25 protein-coding genes and 1 tRNA gene are annotated in these 22059 nt (G+C 41.5%); 19 read left to right on the forward strand and 7 right to left on the reverse strand.

Annotated elements, in window-relative coordinates; genetic code table 11:
- Positions 1-28 precede the first annotated feature (28 nt).
- Both yidC and FJU10_RS06340 read right to left on the reverse strand, forming a co-directional pair.
- Positions 29-958 carry a membrane protein insertase YidC gene (yidC, locus tag FJU10_RS06335; RefSeq protein WP_010749323.1) on the reverse strand — a complete coding sequence of 310 codons (930 nt, stop codon included), beginning with the start codon at positions 956-958 and terminating at the stop codon, positions 29-31.
- Positions 959-1082: 124 nt separating this feature from the next.
- Entirely contained in the window at positions 1083-1361 is a 279-nt protein-coding gene (locus FJU10_RS06340; protein WP_081118762.1) for an acylphosphatase, read from the reverse strand.
- 95 nt (positions 1362-1456) lie between these two features.
- Here FJU10_RS06340 and FJU10_RS06345 point away from each other — a divergent pair, with 95 nt between their 5' ends.
- Together FJU10_RS06345 and FJU10_RS06350 are read left to right on the forward strand one after the other, a co-directional pair.
- A complete protein-coding gene (locus FJU10_RS06345) occupies positions 1457-2218 on the forward strand; it encodes a TrmH family RNA methyltransferase (RefSeq protein WP_081118761.1) in 762 nt (253 codons plus the stop codon).
- A gap of 123 nt (positions 2219-2341) precedes the next feature.
- Positions 2342-2851: an HD domain-containing protein gene (locus tag FJU10_RS06350; protein ID WP_005236965.1), complete on the forward strand. Its 510-nt coding sequence runs from the start codon at positions 2342-2344 to the stop codon at positions 2849-2851.
- Between the two features lie 48 nt (positions 2852-2899).
- On the opposite strand, the gene FJU10_RS06355 is transcribed toward FJU10_RS06350, so the two are convergent.
- Positions 2900-4099, reverse strand: coding sequence for a YdcF family protein (locus FJU10_RS06355; protein ID WP_081118760.1), 1200 nt, complete (start codon positions 4097-4099; stop codon positions 2900-2902).
- A gap of 124 nt (positions 4100-4223) precedes the next feature.
- Here FJU10_RS06355 and FJU10_RS06360 point away from each other — a divergent pair, with 124 nt between their 5' ends.
- Complete coding sequence (locus FJU10_RS06360; protein ID WP_140965403.1) at positions 4224-4736, forward strand: GyrI-like domain-containing protein; 513 nt, start codon at positions 4224-4226, stop codon at positions 4734-4736.
- Positions 4737-4793: 57 nt separating this feature from the next.
- Here FJU10_RS06360 and FJU10_RS06365 read toward each other — a convergent pair whose 3' ends face one another.
- The 3 genes from FJU10_RS06365 to FJU10_RS06370 all read right to left on the reverse strand — a co-directional run bounded on the left by FJU10_RS06365 (position 4794) and on the right by FJU10_RS06370 (position 7091).
- Positions 4794-6128, reverse strand: a complete 1335-nt coding sequence (locus FJU10_RS06365) for a serine hydrolase (RefSeq protein WP_140965404.1) — start codon at positions 6126-6128, stop codon at positions 4794-4796.
- A 239-nt stretch (positions 6129-6367) separates the two neighbouring features.
- The gene (locus FJU10_RS19010; protein WP_170920150.1) at positions 6368-6532 is read right to left on the reverse strand and encodes a hypothetical protein; all 165 of its coding nucleotides are present in this window, start codon (positions 6530-6532) and stop codon (positions 6368-6370) included.
- A 214-nt stretch (positions 6533-6746) separates the two neighbouring features.
- Positions 6747-7091 (reverse strand): DUF4828 domain-containing protein, encoded by a 345-nt coding sequence (locus FJU10_RS06370; protein ID WP_077452604.1) that lies wholly within the window; start codon positions 7089-7091, stop codon positions 6747-6749.
- Positions 7092-7273: 182 nt separating this feature from the next.
- Here FJU10_RS06370 and sfsA point away from each other — a divergent pair, with 182 nt between their 5' ends.
- The 11 genes from sfsA (at position 7274) to eis (ending at position 17605) form a co-directional block, all read left to right on the forward strand.
- Positions 7274-7999 carry a DNA/RNA nuclease SfsA gene (sfsA, locus tag FJU10_RS06375; protein ID WP_140965405.1) on the forward strand — a complete coding sequence of 242 codons (726 nt, stop codon included), beginning with the start codon at positions 7274-7276 and terminating at the stop codon, positions 7997-7999.
- An 18-nt stretch (positions 8000-8017) separates the two neighbouring features.
- Positions 8018-9019 carry a Gfo/Idh/MocA family protein gene (locus FJU10_RS06380; RefSeq protein ID WP_140965406.1) on the forward strand — a complete coding sequence of 334 codons (1002 nt, stop codon included), beginning with the start codon at positions 8018-8020 and terminating at the stop codon, positions 9017-9019.
- Positions 9020-9033: 14 nt separating this feature from the next.
- Entirely contained in the window at positions 9034-10308 is a 1275-nt protein-coding gene (locus tag FJU10_RS06385) for a DEAD/DEAH box helicase (protein WP_140965407.1), read from the forward strand.
- Positions 10309-10374: 66 nt separating this feature from the next.
- The gene (locus FJU10_RS06390) at positions 10375-13089 is read left to right on the forward strand and encodes a sigma 54-interacting transcriptional regulator (protein WP_140965408.1); all 2715 of its coding nucleotides are present in this window, start codon (positions 10375-10377) and stop codon (positions 13087-13089) included.
- Between the two features lie 133 nt (positions 13090-13222).
- A complete protein-coding gene (locus FJU10_RS06395) occupies positions 13223-13540 on the forward strand; it encodes a PTS sugar transporter subunit IIB (RefSeq protein ID WP_005229471.1) in 318 nt (105 codons plus the stop codon).
- Positions 13541-13578: 38 nt separating this feature from the next.
- Positions 13579-13896, forward strand: coding sequence for a PTS lactose/cellobiose transporter subunit IIA (locus FJU10_RS06400; RefSeq protein ID WP_005229473.1), 318 nt, complete (start codon positions 13579-13581; stop codon positions 13894-13896).
- Positions 13897-13998: 102 nt separating this feature from the next.
- A complete protein-coding gene (locus FJU10_RS06405; RefSeq protein WP_371179804.1) occupies positions 13999-15414 on the forward strand; it encodes a PTS sugar transporter subunit IIC in 1416 nt (471 codons plus the stop codon).
- An 87-nt stretch (positions 15415-15501) separates the two neighbouring features.
- Positions 15502-15723 carry a hypothetical protein gene (locus tag FJU10_RS06410; protein WP_081118753.1) on the forward strand — a complete coding sequence of 74 codons (222 nt, stop codon included), beginning with the start codon at positions 15502-15504 and terminating at the stop codon, positions 15721-15723.
- 42 nt (positions 15724-15765) lie between these two features.
- A complete protein-coding gene (locus FJU10_RS06415; protein ID WP_010749336.1) occupies positions 15766-15951 on the forward strand; it encodes a DUF3188 domain-containing protein in 186 nt (61 codons plus the stop codon).
- Positions 15951-16364 (forward strand): DUF3284 domain-containing protein, encoded by a 414-nt coding sequence (locus FJU10_RS06420; RefSeq protein ID WP_140965409.1) that lies wholly within the window; start codon positions 15951-15953, stop codon positions 16362-16364. Before FJU10_RS06415 ends, FJU10_RS06420 begins: the two co-directional genes overlap by 1 nt.
- A gap of 77 nt (positions 16365-16441) precedes the next feature.
- Positions 16442-17605: an enhanced intracellular survival protein Eis gene (gene eis / locus FJU10_RS06425; protein ID WP_140965410.1), complete on the forward strand. Its 1164-nt coding sequence runs from the start codon at positions 16442-16444 to the stop codon at positions 17603-17605.
- 76 nt (positions 17606-17681) lie between these two features.
- Here eis and FJU10_RS06430 read toward each other — a convergent pair.
- Positions 17682-17753: transfer RNA gene (locus FJU10_RS06430), tRNA-Arg, on the reverse strand.
- A 69-nt stretch (positions 17754-17822) separates the two neighbouring features.
- On the opposite strand from FJU10_RS06430, the gene FJU10_RS06435 reads away from it, so the two are divergent.
- The 5 genes from FJU10_RS06435 (at position 17823) to FJU10_RS06455 (ending at position 21997) form a co-directional block, all read left to right on the forward strand.
- Entirely contained in the window at positions 17823-18755 is a 933-nt protein-coding gene (locus FJU10_RS06435) for a haloacid dehalogenase-like hydrolase (RefSeq protein ID WP_140965411.1), read from the forward strand.
- 96 nt (positions 18756-18851) lie between these two features.
- Entirely contained in the window at positions 18852-19547 is a 696-nt protein-coding gene (locus tag FJU10_RS06440; RefSeq protein WP_140965412.1) for a ThuA domain-containing protein, read from the forward strand.
- A gap of 107 nt (positions 19548-19654) precedes the next feature.
- The gene (locus tag FJU10_RS06445; RefSeq protein ID WP_140965413.1) at positions 19655-20779 is read left to right on the forward strand and encodes a hypothetical protein; all 1125 of its coding nucleotides are present in this window, start codon (positions 19655-19657) and stop codon (positions 20777-20779) included.
- 278 nt (positions 20780-21057) lie between these two features.
- Positions 21058-21258 (forward strand): cold-shock protein, encoded by a 201-nt coding sequence (locus tag FJU10_RS06450; protein ID WP_003126918.1) that lies wholly within the window; start codon positions 21058-21060, stop codon positions 21256-21258.
- Between the two features lie 106 nt (positions 21259-21364).
- Complete coding sequence (locus FJU10_RS06455) at positions 21365-21997, forward strand: HD domain-containing protein (RefSeq protein ID WP_140965414.1); 633 nt, start codon at positions 21365-21367, stop codon at positions 21995-21997.
- The last annotated feature ends 62 nt before the right edge of the window (positions 21998-22059 follow it).

Genomic DNA, 22059 nt, shown 5'->3' on the forward strand with positions numbered 1-22059 from the left:
ACCGCCCAATGAGCGATTTGGTCAAGAATTACTTCCGTTGCTGCTTGCCAGCGTTACGACCTTTTCCGTTAGGTTTTGTCGTGTTCAACGCTTTTTTGACAGCTTCTGTTTTTTCAGGCGTTACGTCTTTACGAGGGGTAACTACCGTTTTAGGCGGATTGGCTTTCATTTCCGCTTCGACTTGGGCACGAATTTTTGGTTTCATGATGACATTCGTGATAAACGTTTGGATACAACTGAAGACCCCACCAACTACCCAGTAAAGTGTCACACCAGCTGGTGCACTCATGGACATGAAAACGATCATCAATGGAGAAACGATCAACATGGTTTTCATCGTTTTTTTCTGTTCTTCAGGAATCCCGATGGTTGAGATATATCCTTGTGCCAAGTATGAAAGACCAGCAATCGCCACAAAGAGAATGCTTGGGTCGCCTAAAGATACGCCAAAGAATTCAGAGTTTTGGATTCCTTGTGTGTAACGAGCGGTGAAATAAAGAGCAGAGAAGATCGGCATCTGAATCAGCAAAGGGAGACATCCGATACCGCCAAACATACTGACGTTGTTTTCAGAGTAAATTTTTTGCATCTCCGCTTGCGCTTGCATTTGTTCTTCCCGAGTGGTTGCTTTTTTCAAATTGGCTTGCGCAATATCCACTTGGGGTTTCAGAAACTGCATTTTTTCACTTTGAACCATCGTTTTTCGAGACTGATGGATCCCTAATGGTAAGATAATGACACGGACAACGATCGTTACGGCGATGATCGCCCAGCCGTAAGACCAGTTGAAGTTTTCAACGAGCATCGTGATCATATCACCTAATGGTTTCACCAAAAAGCGATAAATCATTCCTGTTTCTTTCGGCGTACCATCAGCATTGGTACTGACACAGCCTGATAATGCTAATAACAGGCCAAATAATCCTGATGAAAGCAGCCATTTATTCATTTTAGACATTCTATTCTTCCTCTTCACAATAAATTTAGACAAAAATAACTATACTAAAAAAGACCGACTATTTCAATGTACAAAGAGAAATTCATTGAAAAATCAATCTTTCGACTTAGAAAACATTCAATTATCAATAATAGACTACGTCAAAGCTAGTACGTTCTTTAATGGTATCGTCTGGTTGGATGTCGATTTGGTTCACTTTCCCAGCGGGAGAAGGAGAATCTTTCACTCCGGCAACAAAGGCATCGATGATTTTTTCATCTCCCATCGCTTCAATCGAAACAGAACCATCTGACTCATTTTTTACAGATCCTGTGACCCCCAACTGATCGGCAAGCATTTTCGTGGTATAACGAAAGCCGACACCTTGGACACGCCCTTGAACATGGATTCGTAGTTTCTTCATGGACAATCCCTCCTCTGCTTATAATGATAGCGTTTTTTCAGCAAAAGAACAAGTTAGATCGATTGACTCATGCTATAATAAATCGAGGTGACCACATGAAAGAAATTCAATCGAAAAAAAATACCTTTATCAAGGAAATCAAAAAACTAACACAAAAAAAACACCGTACACAGACCAATTCCTATTTGATTGATGGCTGGCATTTAGTGCAAGAAGCGCTGCAGGCCAAAGTACCTATCAAAGCGTTGTTGGTAACACCGCGAGGGTTAAGCGAAGCCAACGGGCAGCTTGATGATTATCAGGAAGATAGCTATTTGATTACAGAGGAGATCGCAGCGATGCTTTCTGATTTACCAACTCCACAAGGAATTTTTGCCGTGGTGGAAAAGCAAGAGCAAGACTTACAGACATTGACGGGCAACTGGTTGATTTTAGATAATGTGCAAGATCCCGGGAACGTTGGCACCATGATTCGAACAGCAGATGCCGCTGGGTTCAGCGGGGTATTTCTCGGTGAAGGAACAGCAGATCTTTACAGCACAAAAGTCTTGCGCAGTATGCAAGGAAGCAACTATCATTTACCAATATTAGAAGGAGCGATCCCGCCATTTCTCCAACAGCTACGCTCAGCTGGCGTGGCGATTTATGGCACCGAATTAAATAAAGAAGCCGTTCCTTATACCGAGCTTCCTAAACAACAAACAGCTGCCTTCATTTTAGGTAACGAGGGACAAGGGGTTCACCCAGAACTGTTGGCTTTGACTGACAAAAATGTGTATATTCCCATCTATGGTCAGGCAGAATCATTGAATGTCGCCATTGCAGCCGGGATTTTGATGTATTTTGCTGTCAGTTAGATTTTTAAGGAACTGTTAAACTATTTGAATCTGTTGCACCTCACCTAGAATCTTCGATGAATAGGTGCTATACTTTGTCTTGTAACAATCAAGCAGATCAAAAAAGGTGGCAGACAAAAATTTATGACAGAAAAATGGCAAGAAGATAGCGAATATATGTCTTACGTGGCTGACCTGTTAGAAACAGAAGCTGTAAAAAAATTAGCCAACTTTGTGCAGCATATGAACTCCACACGTTTGGAACATTCGATCAGCGTCTCTTATTATAGTTACAAATTGGCCAAGAAATGGGGCGGCGATGCTCGTGCAACAGCTCGTGCAGGACTCCTTCATGATTTATTCTACTATGACTGGCGTACCACAAAGTTTGATGAAGGTACCCATGCGTATATGCATCCACGAATTGCAGTAAAAAATGCTGAAAAAATCACTGAACTAAGTGATCTAGAAAAAGATATCATCTTGAAACATATGTGGGGAGCAACGATTGCGCCGCCACGTTATAAAGAAAGCTATATTGTTACGATGGTTGACAAATATTGTGCGATCAAAGAAGCATCAGAACCACTTACAGAAAGTATGAAAGAAAAATGGCAACAACGTTTCTGGAAGAAACATCGTACGATTCAATAAGAAAAAAGTTCTTCGAACCAGCCGGTTCAAAGAACTTTTTTTGTTTGCTTAGCCAAAAATAAGTTGGAGGATCGCTGCACCTACATAAAGGATCAGCAAGGTGATCAATACCGTTAAGTGTCGTCTTTTGTGCATAAAAAGGATCGCTACGAATTCTCGTAAGAAGGCATTGGGTAAATAGTAAAAGGCGGTAGGTGCTCCGATACCATCTGCTTTAAGTTTTGCTTGATCTGCATAGAGACCGGCACGAAAAATATGGTAATTGTTGGAGGAAAAAATTACTTTGTAGCCATTTGGCTTTAAGGAATCCATGATTTCTTTCGAAAACTTCATGTTTTCATAAGTAGTCGTGGAATTTGTTTCTACTAAAATCTCTCCTTCGGGCACTCCTTGCGCAACTGCATATTCTTTCATCGCGACAGCTTCTGGCAGCTTTTCATCGCTTCCTTGGCCGCCTGACATCAGTAACCGAGGAGCCGTTTTTTTCGCTTTAAATTGCGCTTCGTAGAACGAGATTGCTTTATTGATACGCTTGGCCAATAAAGGGGAGACCGTGGTGCCATTCAAAAGACCTGCTCCTAAGACGATGATAAAATCTTGATTGTAACGAGGATGATTGAACTGATAAATGACTGAAATCGATAAAAAGTTCAAAAAGACCACAAATAGATACATCAGACTTAGGGGAACCACGCCAAATAAGGTTCGGATCCAATCCGGGAAAAAGTGCAAAAGGGGATCTGAAAATAATAAAACGGTCAAAACTACCGCTAAGATCAGGGTCAATAGATTGGCGATCGATCGCGATTCTCTTCGTAAAACAATAATGGAATTCCAGTAAAGAAAGACCACGAGGATGGCCAATCCGAATAATAATACAGCAAGGAAAATCGCTAGTAAAACAGCCAATAGACCACCTACAAGAATATCTTGTGTTCGGTATAGATTAATGACTAAGTAGCCACCAAATGCTAAGACAAACAAATTAAAGAGCAAGCCATTTACGAGTCGGTGCTTGTTGCGCCGATAAGAAAATAAAAAAAGGCCGGCGAAGGCGACTGGTATTAGAATAAAGAAACTGCCTGTCCGTAATTCTGAGACGGCTAAATAAATCAGCAGGGCTAAAATCGTCCAACAGCACTCAAAAAAGAAAATATCTGGCTCATCTTTTTTCTTGCGCCATTTTTGAACGACGATCACACCCGTCAAATAGCTGATAGCAAAAATCAGCAATTGCGTAAAATCCATGTTTTTCACTCCTTTAACGATACACCTAGTATACCGAAAAATGACAAAAATTGCTTGTTGCTAAGGTCAAAGTTGCTGAATTTCTTGCAATTCGCTAAAATGAAGAAAAGAAGGAGGAAGGAACATGCAATTAGGTGAAGTGATTCGCGTTGAACGGCCCGCTTTTTATGTGATCGGAAAAGAAGGCAAGGGATTAGCGGAAGAAGGAGCTTCTTGGGTACCAGCGCTATGGGAACTTGCAACAAAGGATTTTGAAGAGATCGAATTTCTAGTGAGCGATCAAAAGGCAGAAGAACTGGAATTTTGGGGCTTAATGAGTGATGGCACCAATTGGTTAGAGCCTTGGCAAGAAACCGGCCGTTATTTGGCAGGCGTTCAAGTCCATACAGAAAATTTTCCTCCCGTCGGTTGGGTCCGTTGGGAAATGCCCGCAATGACCTATCTCGTTGTCAAAACGGATGAAAAAAACTTGACCATGATGACTGAAAAAATGTTGATGGAAGTTTTACCAGAAAACAACGTCTACTTGTCAGCAGCGATCCAAGAAAGATATCTTCCTCATTTTAAAGAAGGGGAAGTTGAATTGTTTTTCCCTGTTGAGCCTTTGGCAGCAGCAATGGTGGAAACGGTAGAATAAAAAAAATCTGTCCGAGAAGCAGTCTTTGCTCAGGACAGATTTTTTCTTTGGTTTGGATTAAAAAAGATTCTCGAAAAAGTTAGACACACCGCGCCAAGCACGAACAAAGATGTTGGCTTTTTCCACCGTTTGTGTTGTAACTAATCCTGCAGTTTCGTCATGATCAGAATCATCAATATAACCAAGCGTATCAGCTGGAATCGAAGCACTTACAGTACCGACTTCTGTACCCTCAGTCAATGGCGCTTGCAAGGCAGAATCACGATAATGCTCATTAAAGTCAATGGTTGTTTCAAAGGCTGTTGCATCCATATCTCCACGTACCCATAAGGTCAAACCTTGATTTAAGGCAACGGGAACACTCAATTCTTTCCCATCTTTGACTGCCACCGTCTGTGTATCTTCTAACTGTGCATTTTTTGGTAAAATTTCTACTTGTTCCCAAGCGTCGAAGGAGTAGTCCATCAACCGACCTGTTTCGATAAAGCGTACGCTTGGATTTTCCGCATGACCATTGACGTTTAGCACTACGGTGATAATTCGTTGACCATCCTTGACGGCGGTTCCGACAAAGCATGCCCCTGCCATATCTGTCGTACCAGTCTTAAGACCATCAACACCATCTTTCGTATTCGTAAAACCTGGAAGCATCCAGTTCCAATTGACCATCTCGACAGGCGAATAGGAACCTTCACCAAATTGTTTGGTGGAAAGACTCGTTACTTCTAAAACGTCTGGAAAGTCTTGCAGCAAATGACGAGCAATCAGGGCGACATCTTTTGCGGATAGTTCGTTTTCGTCAGTGGAAGTTGACCCGGGATAGATATTGTCCCCTAAATAAGTATTGTTCAAGCCAGAAGCATTAACGATCTTTGCATCGGTAATGCCCCATGATTGCACTTTTTCTTGCATTTGATCAACAAAGGCACTTTCAGACCCAGCAATCAGTTCCGCGAGTGCGACGATTGCAGCATTTGCAGATTGGATATAACTGGCATCATACAAATCTTTTACTGTATAGGTGACGTCTTGATGCAAAGGGACATTCGATAAGTTTGGCGACACGCTGAGATTCGCGGCATAATCTGAAATAGGGACAGGATCATCCCAAGCGATGGTTCCTTGCTCTACTTGCTCAGCTACGAGGTAGAGACTGATGATCTTGGTAATGGAGGCGATGCCCATGGCAGTCTCACCATCTTGATCATACAACACTTTGCCTGTGTCAAAATCAATGGAGTAAGCGGCTTTTGCATCGACTGAAAAATCTTGGATCTCTTCGGCGCTCATAGCTGTATCATCAGCATACGAAACGAGGGGTAAGCCGGCAGCAGCAAAGAGGATTGCCAAAGCAGCAACGAAGGAATACCCGAACTTGGTTATTTTCTGCATATATGTAGTAGCTCCTTTAAAGTTGTATCTAAGCAAAAATTTTAACAAAGAGTATCCACCGTTGCAATACTCTAAGAGAAAACTTAGCATTTAATTGCGTAAGACCGATCCTTCAGTAGACAAACTGAGACGTTACGTGACTAAGGTTGTTTACTGTAAATACCAGCAAAAAAAACTTGCCTTCCTATATTATATAGAAGGCAAGTTTTTTGAATTGACATAGGGTCAAACTATTTCCCTTAGCGACGATTGGAATGGATTCTTGGGTTTTGATTTTGGGCTCTGACGGGAACTTTCACCGCCTTCGTTTCTTGTTGCATGGCCAATTTTGCTAAAAAGAATGTCCCAGCTAACAATGCAGCTAAAGCAAAGATGGAAAAGAGTGAAATAAAGGTCGTTAACATAAAAATCCCTTCTTTCTATTTAAAATAAATGTGGAAGGTAGGAATCGAACCTACACCTTAATCTATGAACGATCAAACATCACTCAACGGAACACCTTGTTCAACCACTTGTTAAGTTAATGATAGCATGGATTGCCAAGAAATGCTGATAAAAAGTCTGAGAATTGACCGAAGAAAATGTGAAGAAAACATGAACTTGGCTTTCTCAGCGATCTTATATGATTTTTGTCAAAGAATAGTGGCAATCTTCTGCTTCATCATATAAAGTAATGACGGAGCCTTTTTGTTCAAGAACTAAATGATAGCCAAATGTGTCCAGTAAAACTAACCGCGTCGGAGTCAATTCAACGATGGAAGCAGTCAAAGGCTTGCCTTCGATGGTCAATGAATAGTCATTGGCTATTTCTAACGTGACATCTTCTTTTGTCTTGGAAGTAAAACGCCAATTACCAATGAAATTCTGGCGATTCTCATTTTTTTGTTTTTCTTTTCGCAGCAGCAAAGAGCTGACCACGCCCGTTGCAAGAGATAAACCAATCAAAATAGACCTTTTCTTCATTTATACACGTCCTATCATTTACGATTCATCAAGTTGCGCCTTGTGGACAGGTGTCCACTTTTTCGCACTAGAAAATAATTGCCATAAGTATACCATGAGAAGGTAAAAAAGCATGGTACTTTAGTTTGAAGTTTAGAAGTTTTTATCAAAATATGCTATGATTCAAAAGAACAGGTGAGAAAATGAATTATCCGAATACCCTTTTAGCCACGTTTCTCGTGCGAGACAACCGGTTCATTGCCCGATGTCTCGTTGACGATCAAGAAGTAATCGTCCATGTAAAAAATACCGGACGAGGAAAAGAGCTCTTGCACAAAGGTGCGCTTGTTACCCTGCAATATTGGGACAATCCGAAACGCAAAACCAATTACGACTTGATCTCAGTCAAGAAACAAGACCAATGGATCAATATTGATAGTCAAGTACCGAATCGATTAGGCTATGAAGGCCTCTTGGATGGCACAATCCAGTTGCCGAATATCAAAGGGAGAATCTCGCTTTTGCGAAGGGAAGTTGTCTATGGGACATCAAAATTCGATCTTTATTTTGAAACAGATGAACAAGAAAAAGGCTTTTTGGAAATCAAGGGAATGACCCTTGAAAACAAGCAAGTCGGTGCTTTTCCAGATGCACCAACCATTCGCGGCTTGAAACACGTCAATGAATTGATCCATGCCAAAGAAGCTGGCTATTATGCGGCGGTTTTGTTTATGATCCAATTTGAAGCGGTGCAAATCGCCACGATCCATCGACAGATGCAGCCGGATCTGGCCGCTAAAATCGCCGAAGCGCAAAGCAAGGGTGTCGAAGTGTTTGCCTATAATTGCCAAGTAAACCAAGGGATGATCACGGTCAAAGAACCGATCCCTTTTGATTTGAATGTCGTCTTTGACGACCCTAATCTATAGAAGAAAGAAGGAAAAAACATGATTCATTTAGGGATTATCGGCACAAATTGGATCACCGATCAATTTGTACAAGCAGCCCACGAAACAAAACGCTATCAATTGGTTGCTGTATACTCAAGAAAGTTAGCAACGGCACAACGCTTTGGAGAAAAATATGGGGACATCGAGTATGCGACCGATCTGGACACTTTTTTTGGCTTAGCTCATATGGACACGGTCTACATCGCGTCACCGAATAGTTTGCACTTTGAACAAGCCAAGCAAGGTATTTTAGCAGGAAAAAATGTCATTGTGGAGAAACCAGCCTTTTCAACGCCTGAGGAAATGGCGGAGATCATCGAATTGGCAAATCAGCAACAGGTATTATTCTTTGAAGCAGCTCGCAACATTCATGAAGCAAGTTTTTCGACCGTAGCCGAATTCTTACCCACACGGGGTGCCATTCTTGGGGCGAACTTTTCTTATATGAAATATTCGTCTCGTTATGACGCTGTATTAGCTGGGGAGGAACCAAATATCTTTTCTCCACATTTTTCTGGTGGTGCTTTGGCGGATTTGGGCGTCTATCCGATTTATGCCGCGGTTGCTTGGTTTGGCAAACCGCAAGATGTTCATTATTTTGCCCGTAAATTACCGACTGGTGTAGATGGTATCGGGACTGCAGTGTTGCGCTATGCTGACTTTGATGTCACGATCCAAACAGGCAAAATCGCTGATTCAGAGTTGCGTTCAGAAATCTATTTTGAGGACGGTACATTAGACCTAAATGCCGTCAATGCCATCGAAGAAGCCGCATTTTATGAGCGAAAAACAAAACAAACCCAGGTATTAGCAGTAAGTGCCTTAGAAAACCCGATGATTGAAGAAGCACAAGATTTTGCAGACATCATCGAAAACAAAAATGATCCCCAACAAGGACAACGCTATGAGGAATGGGTAGAACTTGCACGCAGTGTCAATGAAACCGTTGCTCTCATGCGTAAACAAGCAGGCATCGTTTTTGATGCAGATAAAAAATAAGGAATGGAACATTTATGACAGTATTTGAATTGACACAACTGCCAGACATCTGGCAGGAAAAATGGCAAGCGGCAGGGTATCACGCACCGTCCTTGATCCAAGAAAAAACCTTTGGTCCTTTAAAAGATGGCGAGTCTGTCATTGGGGTCTCACCGACCGGTTCTGGTAAAACATTGGCATACCTTTTGCCACTGTTAACAAAGGTCGAAGCAAAGAAAGGCAATCAGCTGTTGATTTTGACTTCTTCACAAGAATTAGCGATGCAAGTCACAGAAGTAGCACGAGAATGGGCTCAAGCCATTGGACTGACCGTTCTGCCACTTATTGGCGGCGCGAGCACGAAACGACAAGTGGAAAAATTAAAAGACAAACCTGAGGTCTTGATCGGTACCCCAGGCCGTGTGTTAGAATTGATCAAAGCAAAAAAAATCAAGACCCAGCAGTTGCAATCGTTGGTATTAGATGAGGTTGACCAATTATTGAAAGAAGGGGCCTTCACGCTAGCTGCCAAAATCAATCAAACATTGCCAAAACAAATCCAGCGTAGTTTCTTTTCAGCAACCGCTAATGAAGTAATTGATGAGATTCGACCATTGGTGACAAAAGAGCCACTGATCATTGATGTTACCCAAGAAGATCAGAGCAAAGGCGTGATCCATCACTACTATTTGAATTATCCGCAACGACGAATTGTGGATGCTTTAAGACGCTTTGCTCATTTACCAAACTTTCAAGCCTTGGTTTTCTTCAATGAATTAAGCGCAATGGGGAATGCGGAAGAAAAACTACTGTTTCATGGCTTACCGGTGGCATCATTAGCATCTGATCAAAACAAACTTGCCCGAAAAGGCGCACTGGAGAGCTTCCGTCAAGGAAAACTAGTAGAATTATTGACGACTGATGTCGCTTCTCGTGGCTTAGATGTCGTGGATCTGCCTTATGTTATCAATACGGAAGTCCCGTTAGAAAAAGAATCCTATTTACACCGAGCTGGACGTGTCGGAAGAATGGGCAAAGAAGGAACCGTCATCACGATTGTTCAAGACCATTCGGTGAAGGATTTGAAAAAAATCACGAATCAATTGTCCATAGAGCTTAAAGAAGTCTTTTTACACGGCGGTCAGTTACACACAGAAGCACCTGTTATCGAAAAGGAAAGCAAGAAAGAAACCAAAACAGCAAGTGTGCAGAAAATTTCCAAGAAAACGCCTGAAAAATTACACACTCCTGTTAAAAAGACCAAGAAAAAGACGAAAAAGCAAAAAGACAAAGGAAAAAGACGCCATTGAGCGTCTTTTTGTGTTACCATTAACGTTGTTTATCGTTAGTGTGTAAAAAAATGAGGGGGCTATTGAATGAATTCGCGAAAAGAAGAGATTTTTCAAACGATTGAACTGCATAAGCAAGGGTTGACCGCAGTTGATGTCGCTAAAATCTTACAAATCGATCGCAGCAATGCAAGCCGTTATCTCAGTGAGCTTCATAAAGAAAAGAAAATCGGCAAACGTTCCGGCCGTCCGGTCGTTTATGAGCCATTAGAAGAAACGGTGCATGTGGATGTTTCCTCTGAAGTGAGTTTTGAAAGTCTTGTTGGGGTTCAAGCTTCTTTAAAAGTAAGTATCCAGCAAGCCAAAGCAGCAATTTTATATCCGCCTAGAGGACTTCATACTATCATTTTTGGAGAGACAGGTACGGGTAAATCATTATTTGCTGAATGTATGTATCACTTTGCGGTTGAATCAAATATGTTAGAAAAAGATGCTCCTTTCGTGTCCTTTAATTGTGCGGATTATGCACAAAATCCGCAATTATTGTTTGGACATATCTTTGGCATCAAAAAAGGCGCCTACACAGGTGCTGCAGAAGATAGTCCAGGACTGATGGCAAAAGCCGATGGCGGTATATTGTTTTTGGATGAGATCCATCGACTGCCGCCAGAAGGCCAAGAAATGCTCTTTACCTTCATTGATAAAGGGATCTACCGCCCATTAGGGGAAAGCAACCAAGTTCATGAAGCCGCTGTGCAGATCATTGGTGCTACCACGGAATCATCAGAAACCTTTTTGACGACCTTCAATCGGCGAATTCCCATGGCTATTACTTTGCCAAATGTGGAAAGTCGTTCCCTAGATGAACGATATGAAATCATTTCCTTGTTTATCAAGCAAGAGGCGACTCGTCTAAATCAGCGGATCGATGTCGAGCGAGATGCGATATTGGCCTTTATGCTCTATGATGCAGAAGGCAACATCGGTCAAATCAAGCGCGACCTGAAACTCGTCTGTGCGAAGGCATTCTTACATTATCGGACCTATGGAAAAAAACACCTGCTGATTCGAAAAGGCGATTGCTCCTTGCAAGTTCAAAAAGGCTTGTTGAAGATCAAAGAAATGTCGGAACGCTTGGATCGGTTTTTGGATGGTAAAGGCGACTTTCTGAGTTTTGAACCTGGCGACCCAGATGTTGTCTGGTCTCGTGATCCGCAACGGAATATGCAAGTTTACAACGAGATTGAAGAAAAAGTCAGCTCACTGATTGAAACGGGCGTAGCCAATGTCGATTTAGAAAACTTGATCTCTAAGGATGTGGATGCCTACTTTGAAAAATATGTCGAAGAATTGATCCAAAACCCTGTTCATAAAGAATTGATTCCAGAAGACATTTGGAAACTGACAAATGTTCTTTATGACTTGGCAGGACAGAGGTTAGATCGAACTTATAGTGAAAAAGCCCGTTTTGCCTTTGCGTTGCATTTGCAAAGTACGCTGGAACGTGTTAAAGAGGGACATATGATCGTTCATCCGGATTTGAACACGGTTAGAAAAAACTTAAAATCCGAATTTCAAGTGGCAATGGATTTATCGACGATCATTGAAGAGGAACGTCATGTCGAGATCCCATTTGATGAAATCGGCTTTATCAGTATGTTTTTAGCGATTCAAGTCAAACAGCCTTCGCCATTGCCCCTTGAAAAAATCGAGATCATTGTCTTGATGCATGGCAAGGCAACTGCCAGCAGTATGTTGGAGACAGCCCAAGAGCTGCTGGAGACCGACCATGGCAAGGCAATGAATATGTCTTTGGATATGGAAGTCGGGCAAATGTATGACCAGCTGTTGAATTATATCAATGAAAACAAAGAGAAGATGAGCAATGGCTTATTGCTTTTAACCGATATGGGCTCCCTCAATTCCTTTGCGAATTTGATTTCCGAAGAGACGGGGATTCGTACGAAAGCTATTTCGATGGTCAGTACGATGATTGTTTTAGAAGCCTTGCGGATGGCAGAGAGTGGGCGCAGTTTAGAAGACGTCTACCAAAACATTCAGCGTTCTTTTGAAACCATCGTACAAGAACAGTTCCGTACGGTTCGTGAAGCAAAAGGAAATAAAAAGGCAGTCATCGTTACTTGCTTTACTGGGGAAGGTGTCGCTGCCAAACTTTATCAACGAATTTATCCCGTCGTTGATCAGTCAAAAGTCGAGATCATCCAAATGCAGTTTATTGAAAAAGAAACCTTCAAAAAACATATTGACGGCTTGCTAGAAGAATATGAGATCAAAGCCATTGCCGGCACCGTCGAAATCGATTATCAAAACATTCCGTTTTTCTCCGCCTATGATGTTTTTGATGACAATCGCTTGAATGTGCTAAAACGAATCGCTTCAGATGAAGTGCCGATCGAAAAGATCGTGCGTTCATTGGAAAATACGATAACTCATGTTGGGTCCGTCTATCATCTGATCGAGAGCCTGCAACGCATCGTTCATCAAATTCAAAATCAATTGCATGTGATTGTAGAACCAACCGTCGATGCAGGATTAGTCATTCATTTAGCCTTTTTGGTAGAAAGTTTATTGAAGAAGGAACCTTCCCGTACTTTCGCCAACCTGACTACTTTCCAAAAACGGTACCGAATCGAAATGGATGTTTTACGAACCCATTTATTACAAATTGAAAAAAATTACCAAATCAAATTTTCTGAAGATGAGATCGCCTATTTAACCCAAATGTTTTTAGAAAACAAAATCAAAAATTATGATGAATCCGCACACAATCTTAGTGTGTAACAGAAAAAATGTGAGTGTGTAAATAAAAAATTGGTTCAGACCATTGATAGATAAAGGTCTGAACTTATTTTTTTTGGCACGCTTTTTGCTTTATAGTAAAGTGTAACTTACAACAGAAAGGAGCAGATACGCGATGGCGAAAAAAACGATTATGCTAGTTTGTTCAGCAGGAATGAGTACCAGTCTATTGGTGACAAAAATGCAAAAAGCAGCCGAAGCTAAAGGAATGGAAGCAGATATCTTTGCTGTTTCAGCTTCAGAAGCCGACCAACATTTGGAGTCAAAACCAGTCGATGTTCTATTGTTAGGACCACAAGTACGTTTCATGAAATCACAATTTGAACAAAAATTAGCACCAAAAGGCATTCCTTTGGACGTGATCAACATGGCAGACTATGGCATGATGAACGGCGAAAAAGTATTGCAACAAGCAGAAACATTAATGAACTAAGATTTTTTAGGATCGAAGTGTAAGGAGGATTTTTAAAGATGGATGAGCAAAATTTGGAAGCCATTATGGGATTGATCATGTATGGTGGTAATGCAAAAAGTGACGCAATGGAAGCAATCGCGGCAGCAAAAGAAGGGGACTTCGAATTAGCTGACCAAAAAATCAAAGATGCTGAAGCATCTCTTGTGGAAGCGCATCATTCGCAAACAGGATTGTTGACACAAGAAGCGCAAGGCAATCATATGACTGTGACATTGTTGACTGTGCATTCACAAGATCACCTAATGACGTCAATCGCATTTACCGATTTAGCGAAAGAAATCATTGATGTCTATCGACGTCTAAATAACGAATAATCTTTGAACGGATAGAAGTAGTTATTGTCGATGAATCAAAAAATCTTCTTTGACGAATAGAACTTATAGGAGGAATTAAGAATGGATGGATTAACAAGTTGGATGGAGAAGTACATTCTCCCTGTAGCTGCAAAAATTGGAGCCCAGAAGCACTTAGTTGCATTACGTGATGCCTTTATTGGAACAATGCCTGCTACTATGGCTGGTTCGATCGCAGTAATGATCAACGCGATCATTCGTGACTTACCACCGCAATTTTGGCCGAGTTATGATGCCAGTACCATTCCAGTTATTCGTGAAATTATTAGTATCAATGGCTTCGTATGGAATGGTACATTGGCTGTTGCTGGTTTAGTATTTGCCTTTTCTTGGGGATATAATCTGGCTCGTGCTTATCGAGTGAATGATCTCGCAGGTGGGATCGTTGGAGTAGCGACACTGATTCAAGGAATTGCTTTTTCATACAGCACTTCTGTGGCGACAGCTGTTCCAACAGCTTTGATGGATGAAATCAATGCTGGGTCAGCAACTTCCGGATGGTCTGCAACAGCAGATGCAATTACAGCAGGTGGATGGGGTTGGTTGAAACTCGATCATCTAAACGGAAACGCTTATTTTACCGTAATGATCATGGGGGCTATTTCAGTTATTATTTTCTGTAAATTGATGTTAGCTGATATCACTATCAAAATGCCTGATTCAGTACCGCCAGCAGTATCGAAAGCGTTCGCTGCGATTTTGCCGGCAACAATTGCCTTATATGTCATTGCTATTATTAACTTTATTGTCGGTAAACTGACTGATGGACAATTAATTATTGATCTTGTCCAAAAATATATTGCAGAACCATTCCTAGGCTTGTCTCAAGGGCTTGGTGCAGTACTGATCGTAACTGTTTTTGTTCAAATTTTCTGGTTCTTCGGAATCCATGGTCCAAACGTACTAGCTCCAGTTTTAGAAGGTATTTGGGGACAAGCGCAGTTGATCAATATCGATATTTTCCAAAAAGGATATGAAGGACAAACCGGTACTAACGCGGTTCTTGCCGCAATCGAAGATGGCAAGGCATATATGTGGGTACGCGGATCCTTTGACTCATTTGCTTGGTTTGGCGGTTCAGGCGGTACAATTGTATTGCTGATTGCTATTTTGATCCTATCAAAACGTGCGGATTATCTAACTGTTGCAAAATTGTCAATCGGACCTGGTGTGTTTAATATTAATGAGCCGGTAATGTTCGGTCTGCCAATCGTATTGAATGCGATCATGTTTATTCCGTTCATTATTGCTCCGCTAGTAGCCACTTCAATCGGTTGGTTAGCAACGTACTTTGGTTTAGTAGCACCTGTTTCACAACAAGTAACGTGGGTCGTTCCACCAATGTTGCTATCATTCTTGGCAACAGGAGCTGACTGGCGTGCCCCAATCGTAACGTTGGTATGTATGGTCGTTACATTCTTCATTTGGGCGCCATTCGTTATTTCAGCAAATAAAATTGATCCAAAACTAGGCGAATAGACCTGTAGATTGTGAGGAACTGCTATGGCTTCGCTTGAAGTAAAGCAGTTCCTCCTTTTATTATTGATTATTTAGGAGGAAAAGAATATGATTTCAATAGCAAGTGCAATGCAGCAAGATGCCATCAAAGAATTACTTGAAGGATATAACGAAGATGGAATGTCTTTTACATTCAAAGAAAAACAAGGAATTAAACTTATTTTTACTACGACAGCTTCCGATTCAGAAGCGGCGGCAAAAAAAGCAAAAGAATTGATCAAAGCACAGCCTTGGGGTTCTGTTTTATACTTTCAAGCAGTTAGTGTTTGAGTAGGTTCTCTGTGGATCAACGAATAGATAGGATGATTGAAAATGATAAAAAACGGCTTGTTTATATGTAGTATCGGTCTACTCGTAGTCCTATACAGTATGAATCCAAGTAATCAGCAGTTAGATATATTCAGTTTTACAACAGGTATTTTCTTGCTTATTTCTGGCAGTCTTCTGTTCATGAAAGGAAAGAAGAAAGCCGAAGAGTCAGATAGGAGGAAGTCTTAATGAGAATTGAAAAAGATTTATCGATTCCAGCAAATGTCTTTTACGATCAAATTATGGATTCTGTTATCTTTGACATACGAAAAGCAACTGGAAAAACACTTTCTAGAAAGCAACTGGAAGGATTTCAATATGTAAAGGAATTTTCTACTACGAGTCGTGCGAAGATCGAAATCGAAGAAATCATTGAAAATCAAGTTTATCAATTCAAAACAGAAACGACAAAAAATGAATTTGTCGCTCGCTATGAAGTAACGCCACTTGATGGAAAGAGTAGCAAAGTCATTTATACGGAAACCATGAAATCACATGGCTTCATGCAGCAATTAAATGACATGCTCTTAGGCACGATTCTAGGATATTTCAAACGCAAGCAGTTTAAAAAAATGTTGAGTATGATGGAAGAAGCATATTAAGGGGTCGACTGACGCCTTTTTTGCGTTTCTTGCGTGTTTTTAAGTAGAGGAGATGAAGGAATGACAGATGTCAAAAAATGACCGAATTCGGTTCGCAAGAAGTACTGGACTTGGTTTCTTATGCCTTTCAGTGGGAATTGAATGAAACAAATATCAAGCGCTATCGCAAGCTTGCGGAAAATTCTTGGAATTATGGTTCCTACGATGGGGATGGAAAATTAGCGAGCCAAATCATGGCAACGATTTTTGATGTGAATTTTCATGGAACGACCTATCCAATGGCTGGGATCGGCTTTGTGGCTTCGTATCCAGAGTATCGCAGCCAAGGTCGGATCGATCGGATCATGAAACAAATCATTAAAGATTGCTATGAACAAAAAATCGTTCTTTCCTATCTGGCACCTTTCTCCTTTGCGTTTTATCGTAGATATGGGTATGAGTACACTTTTGAACGGACGGTTTATGAAGTCGATGCGCATCAATGGCCCGATGGTAAGAAAGTGAATGGAACGATTCAACGCATGAATTGGGAGGAAGCACAGCCGATCATTCACGAGATTTATCATCAATTGCCGCGCCATCAAAAGGGCGGACTGATTCGCCAACCCTGGTGGGAAGAAATCAAGTTTGTTTTGCGCCGACCGTATACGTTTGCGATTTATCGCAATGAAGCAGGGGTCCCTGAAGGCTACTTGATTTACTTTATCGATGGGGGACGTTTCGATATTCAAGAGTGGGGCTATTTGAACGCTGACGCGTATCAAGGATTTAATCGCTTTATCGTCTCTCATGCAGATTCAGTAGCACAGATTAACTATCGACCAGGGTTTGATGGGGAAGTCCTACAAGCAAACGCGGCCAAACCATTGGCTCACTACCAAGTGCGCCCGGACATGATGGCGCGCGTCATCGATGTGGAAGGGTTTCTAAAAAGTTATCCATTCACATTGAAAAAAGCCGGCGGTTTTGCCATAGAAATTCAAGGGGATGAATATGCCCCATGGAATAATGGCTGTTATGAAGTGACAATCGAAAACGCTCAGCATCAGGTCACGAAAACGACGGCTACCAAGCTGCCAAAAGCAACCTTGTCGATTCAGCGTTTTGTGCAGCTGTTCATGCAGGCACAATCCCTCGATTCTCTGGTCTTTTTCCAGCAAATGGAAACGGAGAAGGAAGCTGCAGTGATGATTCAGGAAAACTTACCAGACGGAAAGCCGATTCTGGAAGATTATTTCTAAGCCAATCGACACAGACGCATTTACTTTCCAACAAAAAAAGATTCCTTAAAAATAAGGAATCTTTTTCTTCAAAAAACGTTCCCTGCCGGAATCGAACCAGCAACTAATCCTTAGGAGGGACTTGTTATATCCATTTAACTAAGGGAACACAATAGCTATATTTTACCTGTTATTCGTGTTTCTCGCAAGATGAGAAGGAAAAGAAAGGAAGAAAAACATGGTCAAACGATTGATAAGTGCAAACTATAGTGAAATCAAAGAAATGTCGGCGCAAGAATTAAAGCAATCCATTAAAGCGAGCGAAGGACGAGTGATCGTCTGTGAAACGGTGGTTCAAACCATGCCGCAAGCTGGCGATATCACCAACGCAGAAGTCGTGGCAGCTTTTGGGGCTGACTTGATTTTGTTGAATGGCTTTGATTGTTATCGTCCAGCTATTTTTGGGATGCCTGGTATCACATTGGAGCAGCTGCTTGATCCTACACAACCGATTGAAAACCCGATTCCTCAACTAAAACAACTGATTGGACGACCTGTCGGCATCAATCTTGAGCCGATCCCAGCTACGACGGAGATGATGAGTGAAAAGATCAGCATCAGTCAAGGCCGAACAAGTTCGGTTGACACCATCAAAAAAGCCCAAGAACTCGGGGTGGACTTTCTCTGCTTTACAGGCAATCCTGGAACAGGTGTGACCAACCGAGAAATCGCTAAAGCAGTAAAAATGGCAAAAAAACATTTCTCTGGGTTGATCATCGCTGGAAAAATGCACAGTGCCGGCTCAGATGAACCTGTGGTTGATCGAGAAGCCATCATTTCTTACGCTGAAGCTGGGGCAGATATTTTGTTACTGCCTTCCGTTGGCTCGATTCAAGGCTTTCTAGAAAAGGATCTGATTGAAGCTGTTCAAATTGCCAAACAATATGACTTATTGACGATGTCAGCGATCGGAACGAGTCAAGAGAGTGCGCGTCCGGAAACGTTGCGACAATTAGCCATTATCAACAAAACTTGTGGGGTCGACCTGCAGCATATCGGTGATGCCGGTTATGGCGGCATGGCACCGACTGAAAATATTTTTGAAACATCGGTTGCAATTAGAGGTATGCGCCATACGATCAATCGTGTCGGGCGTTCAATCAACCGTTAAATCAGAAAAAATTACTAGCGAAGGAAAACGGAGAATCGTTCTGCTTCGCTTTTTGCGTTTTTTTCGCTAAGTTAGAAAGAAAGGAGGGAACACAAAATGAAACAAGCATTGATCATTTACGGAGGTTGGGAAGGACACGCCCCAAAAGAGACCAGTCAGTTTTACCAAACGTTGCTGGAGTCAGAAGGATATCAGGTGACACTCGCCTCAGATTTTGAACCTCTCTATCATAAAGAAGAATTAAAAAGGCTGGATCTGTTGATCATGAATTGGACGCGAGGAGAATTGCCTGATGAGCCGCTGCAAAATGTCACTCAGGCTGTAGCAGAAGGATTGGGATTAGCAGGGGTTCATGGCGGTTTTGCCTCGGCTTTTCAAGCCAGTAAAGGCTGGTTGTTTATGACTGGTGGCTGTTTTTTGGCACATCCTGGCGGCTTGAAAACGACCTATAGCATCGATCTTACGACAGATCACTATATTACGGCAAATACGCAATCGATCCCTCAGTTGACGACGGAGCAATACTATTGCCTGGTTGATCCAGCCGTCACTGTGTTAGCTACCTCAACATTTGCCGCTAAAGATCATCCGAATGCAGCTAACCAAGAAGTCATACTGCCAATGATGTGGATCAAAAAGTGGGGCAAGGGCAGAGTCTTTTTCCAATCCGTTGGACACAGTCTAAAAGAGCTGAAAGAGCCGACCATTCAGACTTGGACCAAACGAGGCTTTCTATGGGCCACCAGAAATACATTGACAGATCCGCTGAAAAATAGCCAGTATAGTGAGTAATCAGAAAAACGAATGAGGAAATAAACGCATGCAATCGTTTTACTTTATGGAAGAAAATAAGCATGGTACACTTTATTTGTATTTGATTAAGCAGGAGGTAATGTGGAATGGGAAAATTTGGAAAAAATTTTTTATCGCAGGTAATATCTGACAGAATCAAAGGACCATTTGTCACGATCATGCTCAATACGCATGTCGGCCACCAGAATGTCGAAAAGGATCAAATCAAATTTAAGAACTTAGCCAAAGATGCGAAGCGCCGCTTTGAAAAAAAATACCCAGATCATTCTTGGGATCTTTTTCAAACGAAAATTGATGAACTGCTTGCAGATCAATCATTTTGGCGCAACAGTACAACAAGTGTGGCGGTGATTATCACCCCAGAAGAGGTACTGGTCCATCGGTTAAGTATTCGTGTGGATGATCAATATTACGTAGGGGAAACTCCTTATGTATTAGCTGTCATCAAAAACGCACAATTTAATTACCCATTTTATCTCTTAGCGTTGAATCGCGATTCAATGCAAGTCTATCAAGTTGAAAACAATCAAGTGCGTGAAGTCGAGTTGCCAGAAGAGGCACCGACAACGATCGAAAAAGCGCTGGGGGAAGAAATCACTGGCGGCGGCAACTTTAATTACAGTGCCCAAGGTGGCCCTAACTCAGGAGGAGAAGGCGTCGCTTATCATGGCTTTAGTGCCAAAGACGAAGAGGTCGAGATCGATCACGTCAACTACTACCAAGCAGTTGATGCATTTTTCAAAAATGATTTTTCAAACGAAGAGCATTTACCAATGTATCTTTTTGCGTTGCCAGAAAATCAAACGCTGTTTAAAAAAGTGGCAAAAACCAACTTTTTCAAAGCAGATCCAAGTATTTCTTCTTCACCAGCGTCGTTATCTTTGAAAGAGATCCAAACGTGTACGCAAAAGCTGATTGCGGAGTTGACACAAAAAGAAGTTGAGGAATACGGCAAGCTGTTGGATCGAAAATTTATTGACCAATTGGTTGATATCGTGCCTGCAGCCAAAGAAGGCCGGATCGCCAATTTGTTTGTGGCTACCTCAAATCTCGCCGATGGTTTTGGAGAAGATCCTGATACAGAGTATGATCGTCGCCAAGTGTTAAATACGCTGGCAATCGATGTTTTAGAAAACGGCGGTGAGGTATCTATCTTGGAACAAAAAGATGCCCCTGGAGAAAAAAGTTTGACGGCGATTTTGCGTTACTAAACACAGTTGCGTCGTTCATAAATAAATCGTTTCCATAAAAGAGAAGGCTGTTGCAGATCTTTAATGCAGCAGTCTTTTTGCGAATCATAAAAAATTTAAGGCGTTTTCATTTTTTTTGATTTTCTATTAGTCATAATGAAGATAATGTGCTATAATACAAAGTGTAGTTTTTGTTACGGTAAATTATGGTAGCTTGTTTCATCTTAAACATCTTCCACATTTTCACCTTATACAAGTAATTGCAAAATATGTGTATAAACACAAGGAGGATTTTTATTATGGAAACAGGTACAGTGAAATGGTTTAACTCAGACAAAGGTTTTGGATTCATCACTGCAGAAAACGGTAACGATGTATTCGTTCATTTCTCAGCTATCCAAGGCGAAGGCTTCAAAACTTTAGAAGAAGGTCAAGCAGTGACTTTCGATATCGAAGACGGACAACGTGGCCCTCAAGCGACTAACGTTAACAAAGCATAATTAGTGAATGCCTTTTAAGAGCAGCTTAGCTGCTCTTTTTTTGTGCGCGAGATATTTGCTTGCAGACAAAGGAGTTGTTATACTCTTAAAAAAAGGAGGCACATTTATGGGATTGAATGAATTTATTCTCGGATTGGCTAATTTGGAAAAGATCCAACGAGCGCCGGGTTTTTTTAAGTTTACTGAGCACAGTGTAGCTGCTCATTCATTTCGAGTAACGATGATTGCCCAGACCTTAGCCGATATCGAAGAACAAGCGGGAAATCAAGTCGATTGGCAAATTCTTTATGAAAAAGCCTTGAACCATGATTACACGGAACGTTTCATCGGCGACATCAAAACGCCAGTCAAATATGCAAACAAAGAATTGCGGGCGATGTTATCAACCGTTGAAGAAAAAATGACCGATGCCTTCATCGAAGAAGAAATCCCCCAAAGCTTTCAAGCGACGTATCGCAGACGCTTGGCGGATGGCAAAGACAACAGCCTTGAAGGACAGCTTTTGGCAATTGCGGATAAGATCGATCTTTTGTATGAATCTTTTGAAGAGATCTCAAAAAGCAACCCCGACAAAGTGTTCAAAGAAATGTTTCGTGAAGCGGTTTTGACGGTCAAAGCGTTTCTGCATCGTCCGTGTGTCACTTATTTCTTTGAAGCCATTTTTCCAGAGTTACTAAATGCAGATTTTTATGGCAAGACTGCCTTTCTAGAAGAAATCGCGGCTTTGGTGGAAAAATAACCAAAACGAAAAAACGAAAAATCAAGAAATGATCCATCTCAAGGGCTTCAATGAAACAAGTG

The organism is Enterococcus sp. OL5 (assembly GCF_006491895.1).
GTDB lineage: Bacteria > Bacillota > Bacilli > Lactobacillales > Enterococcaceae > Enterococcus_D > Enterococcus_D innesii.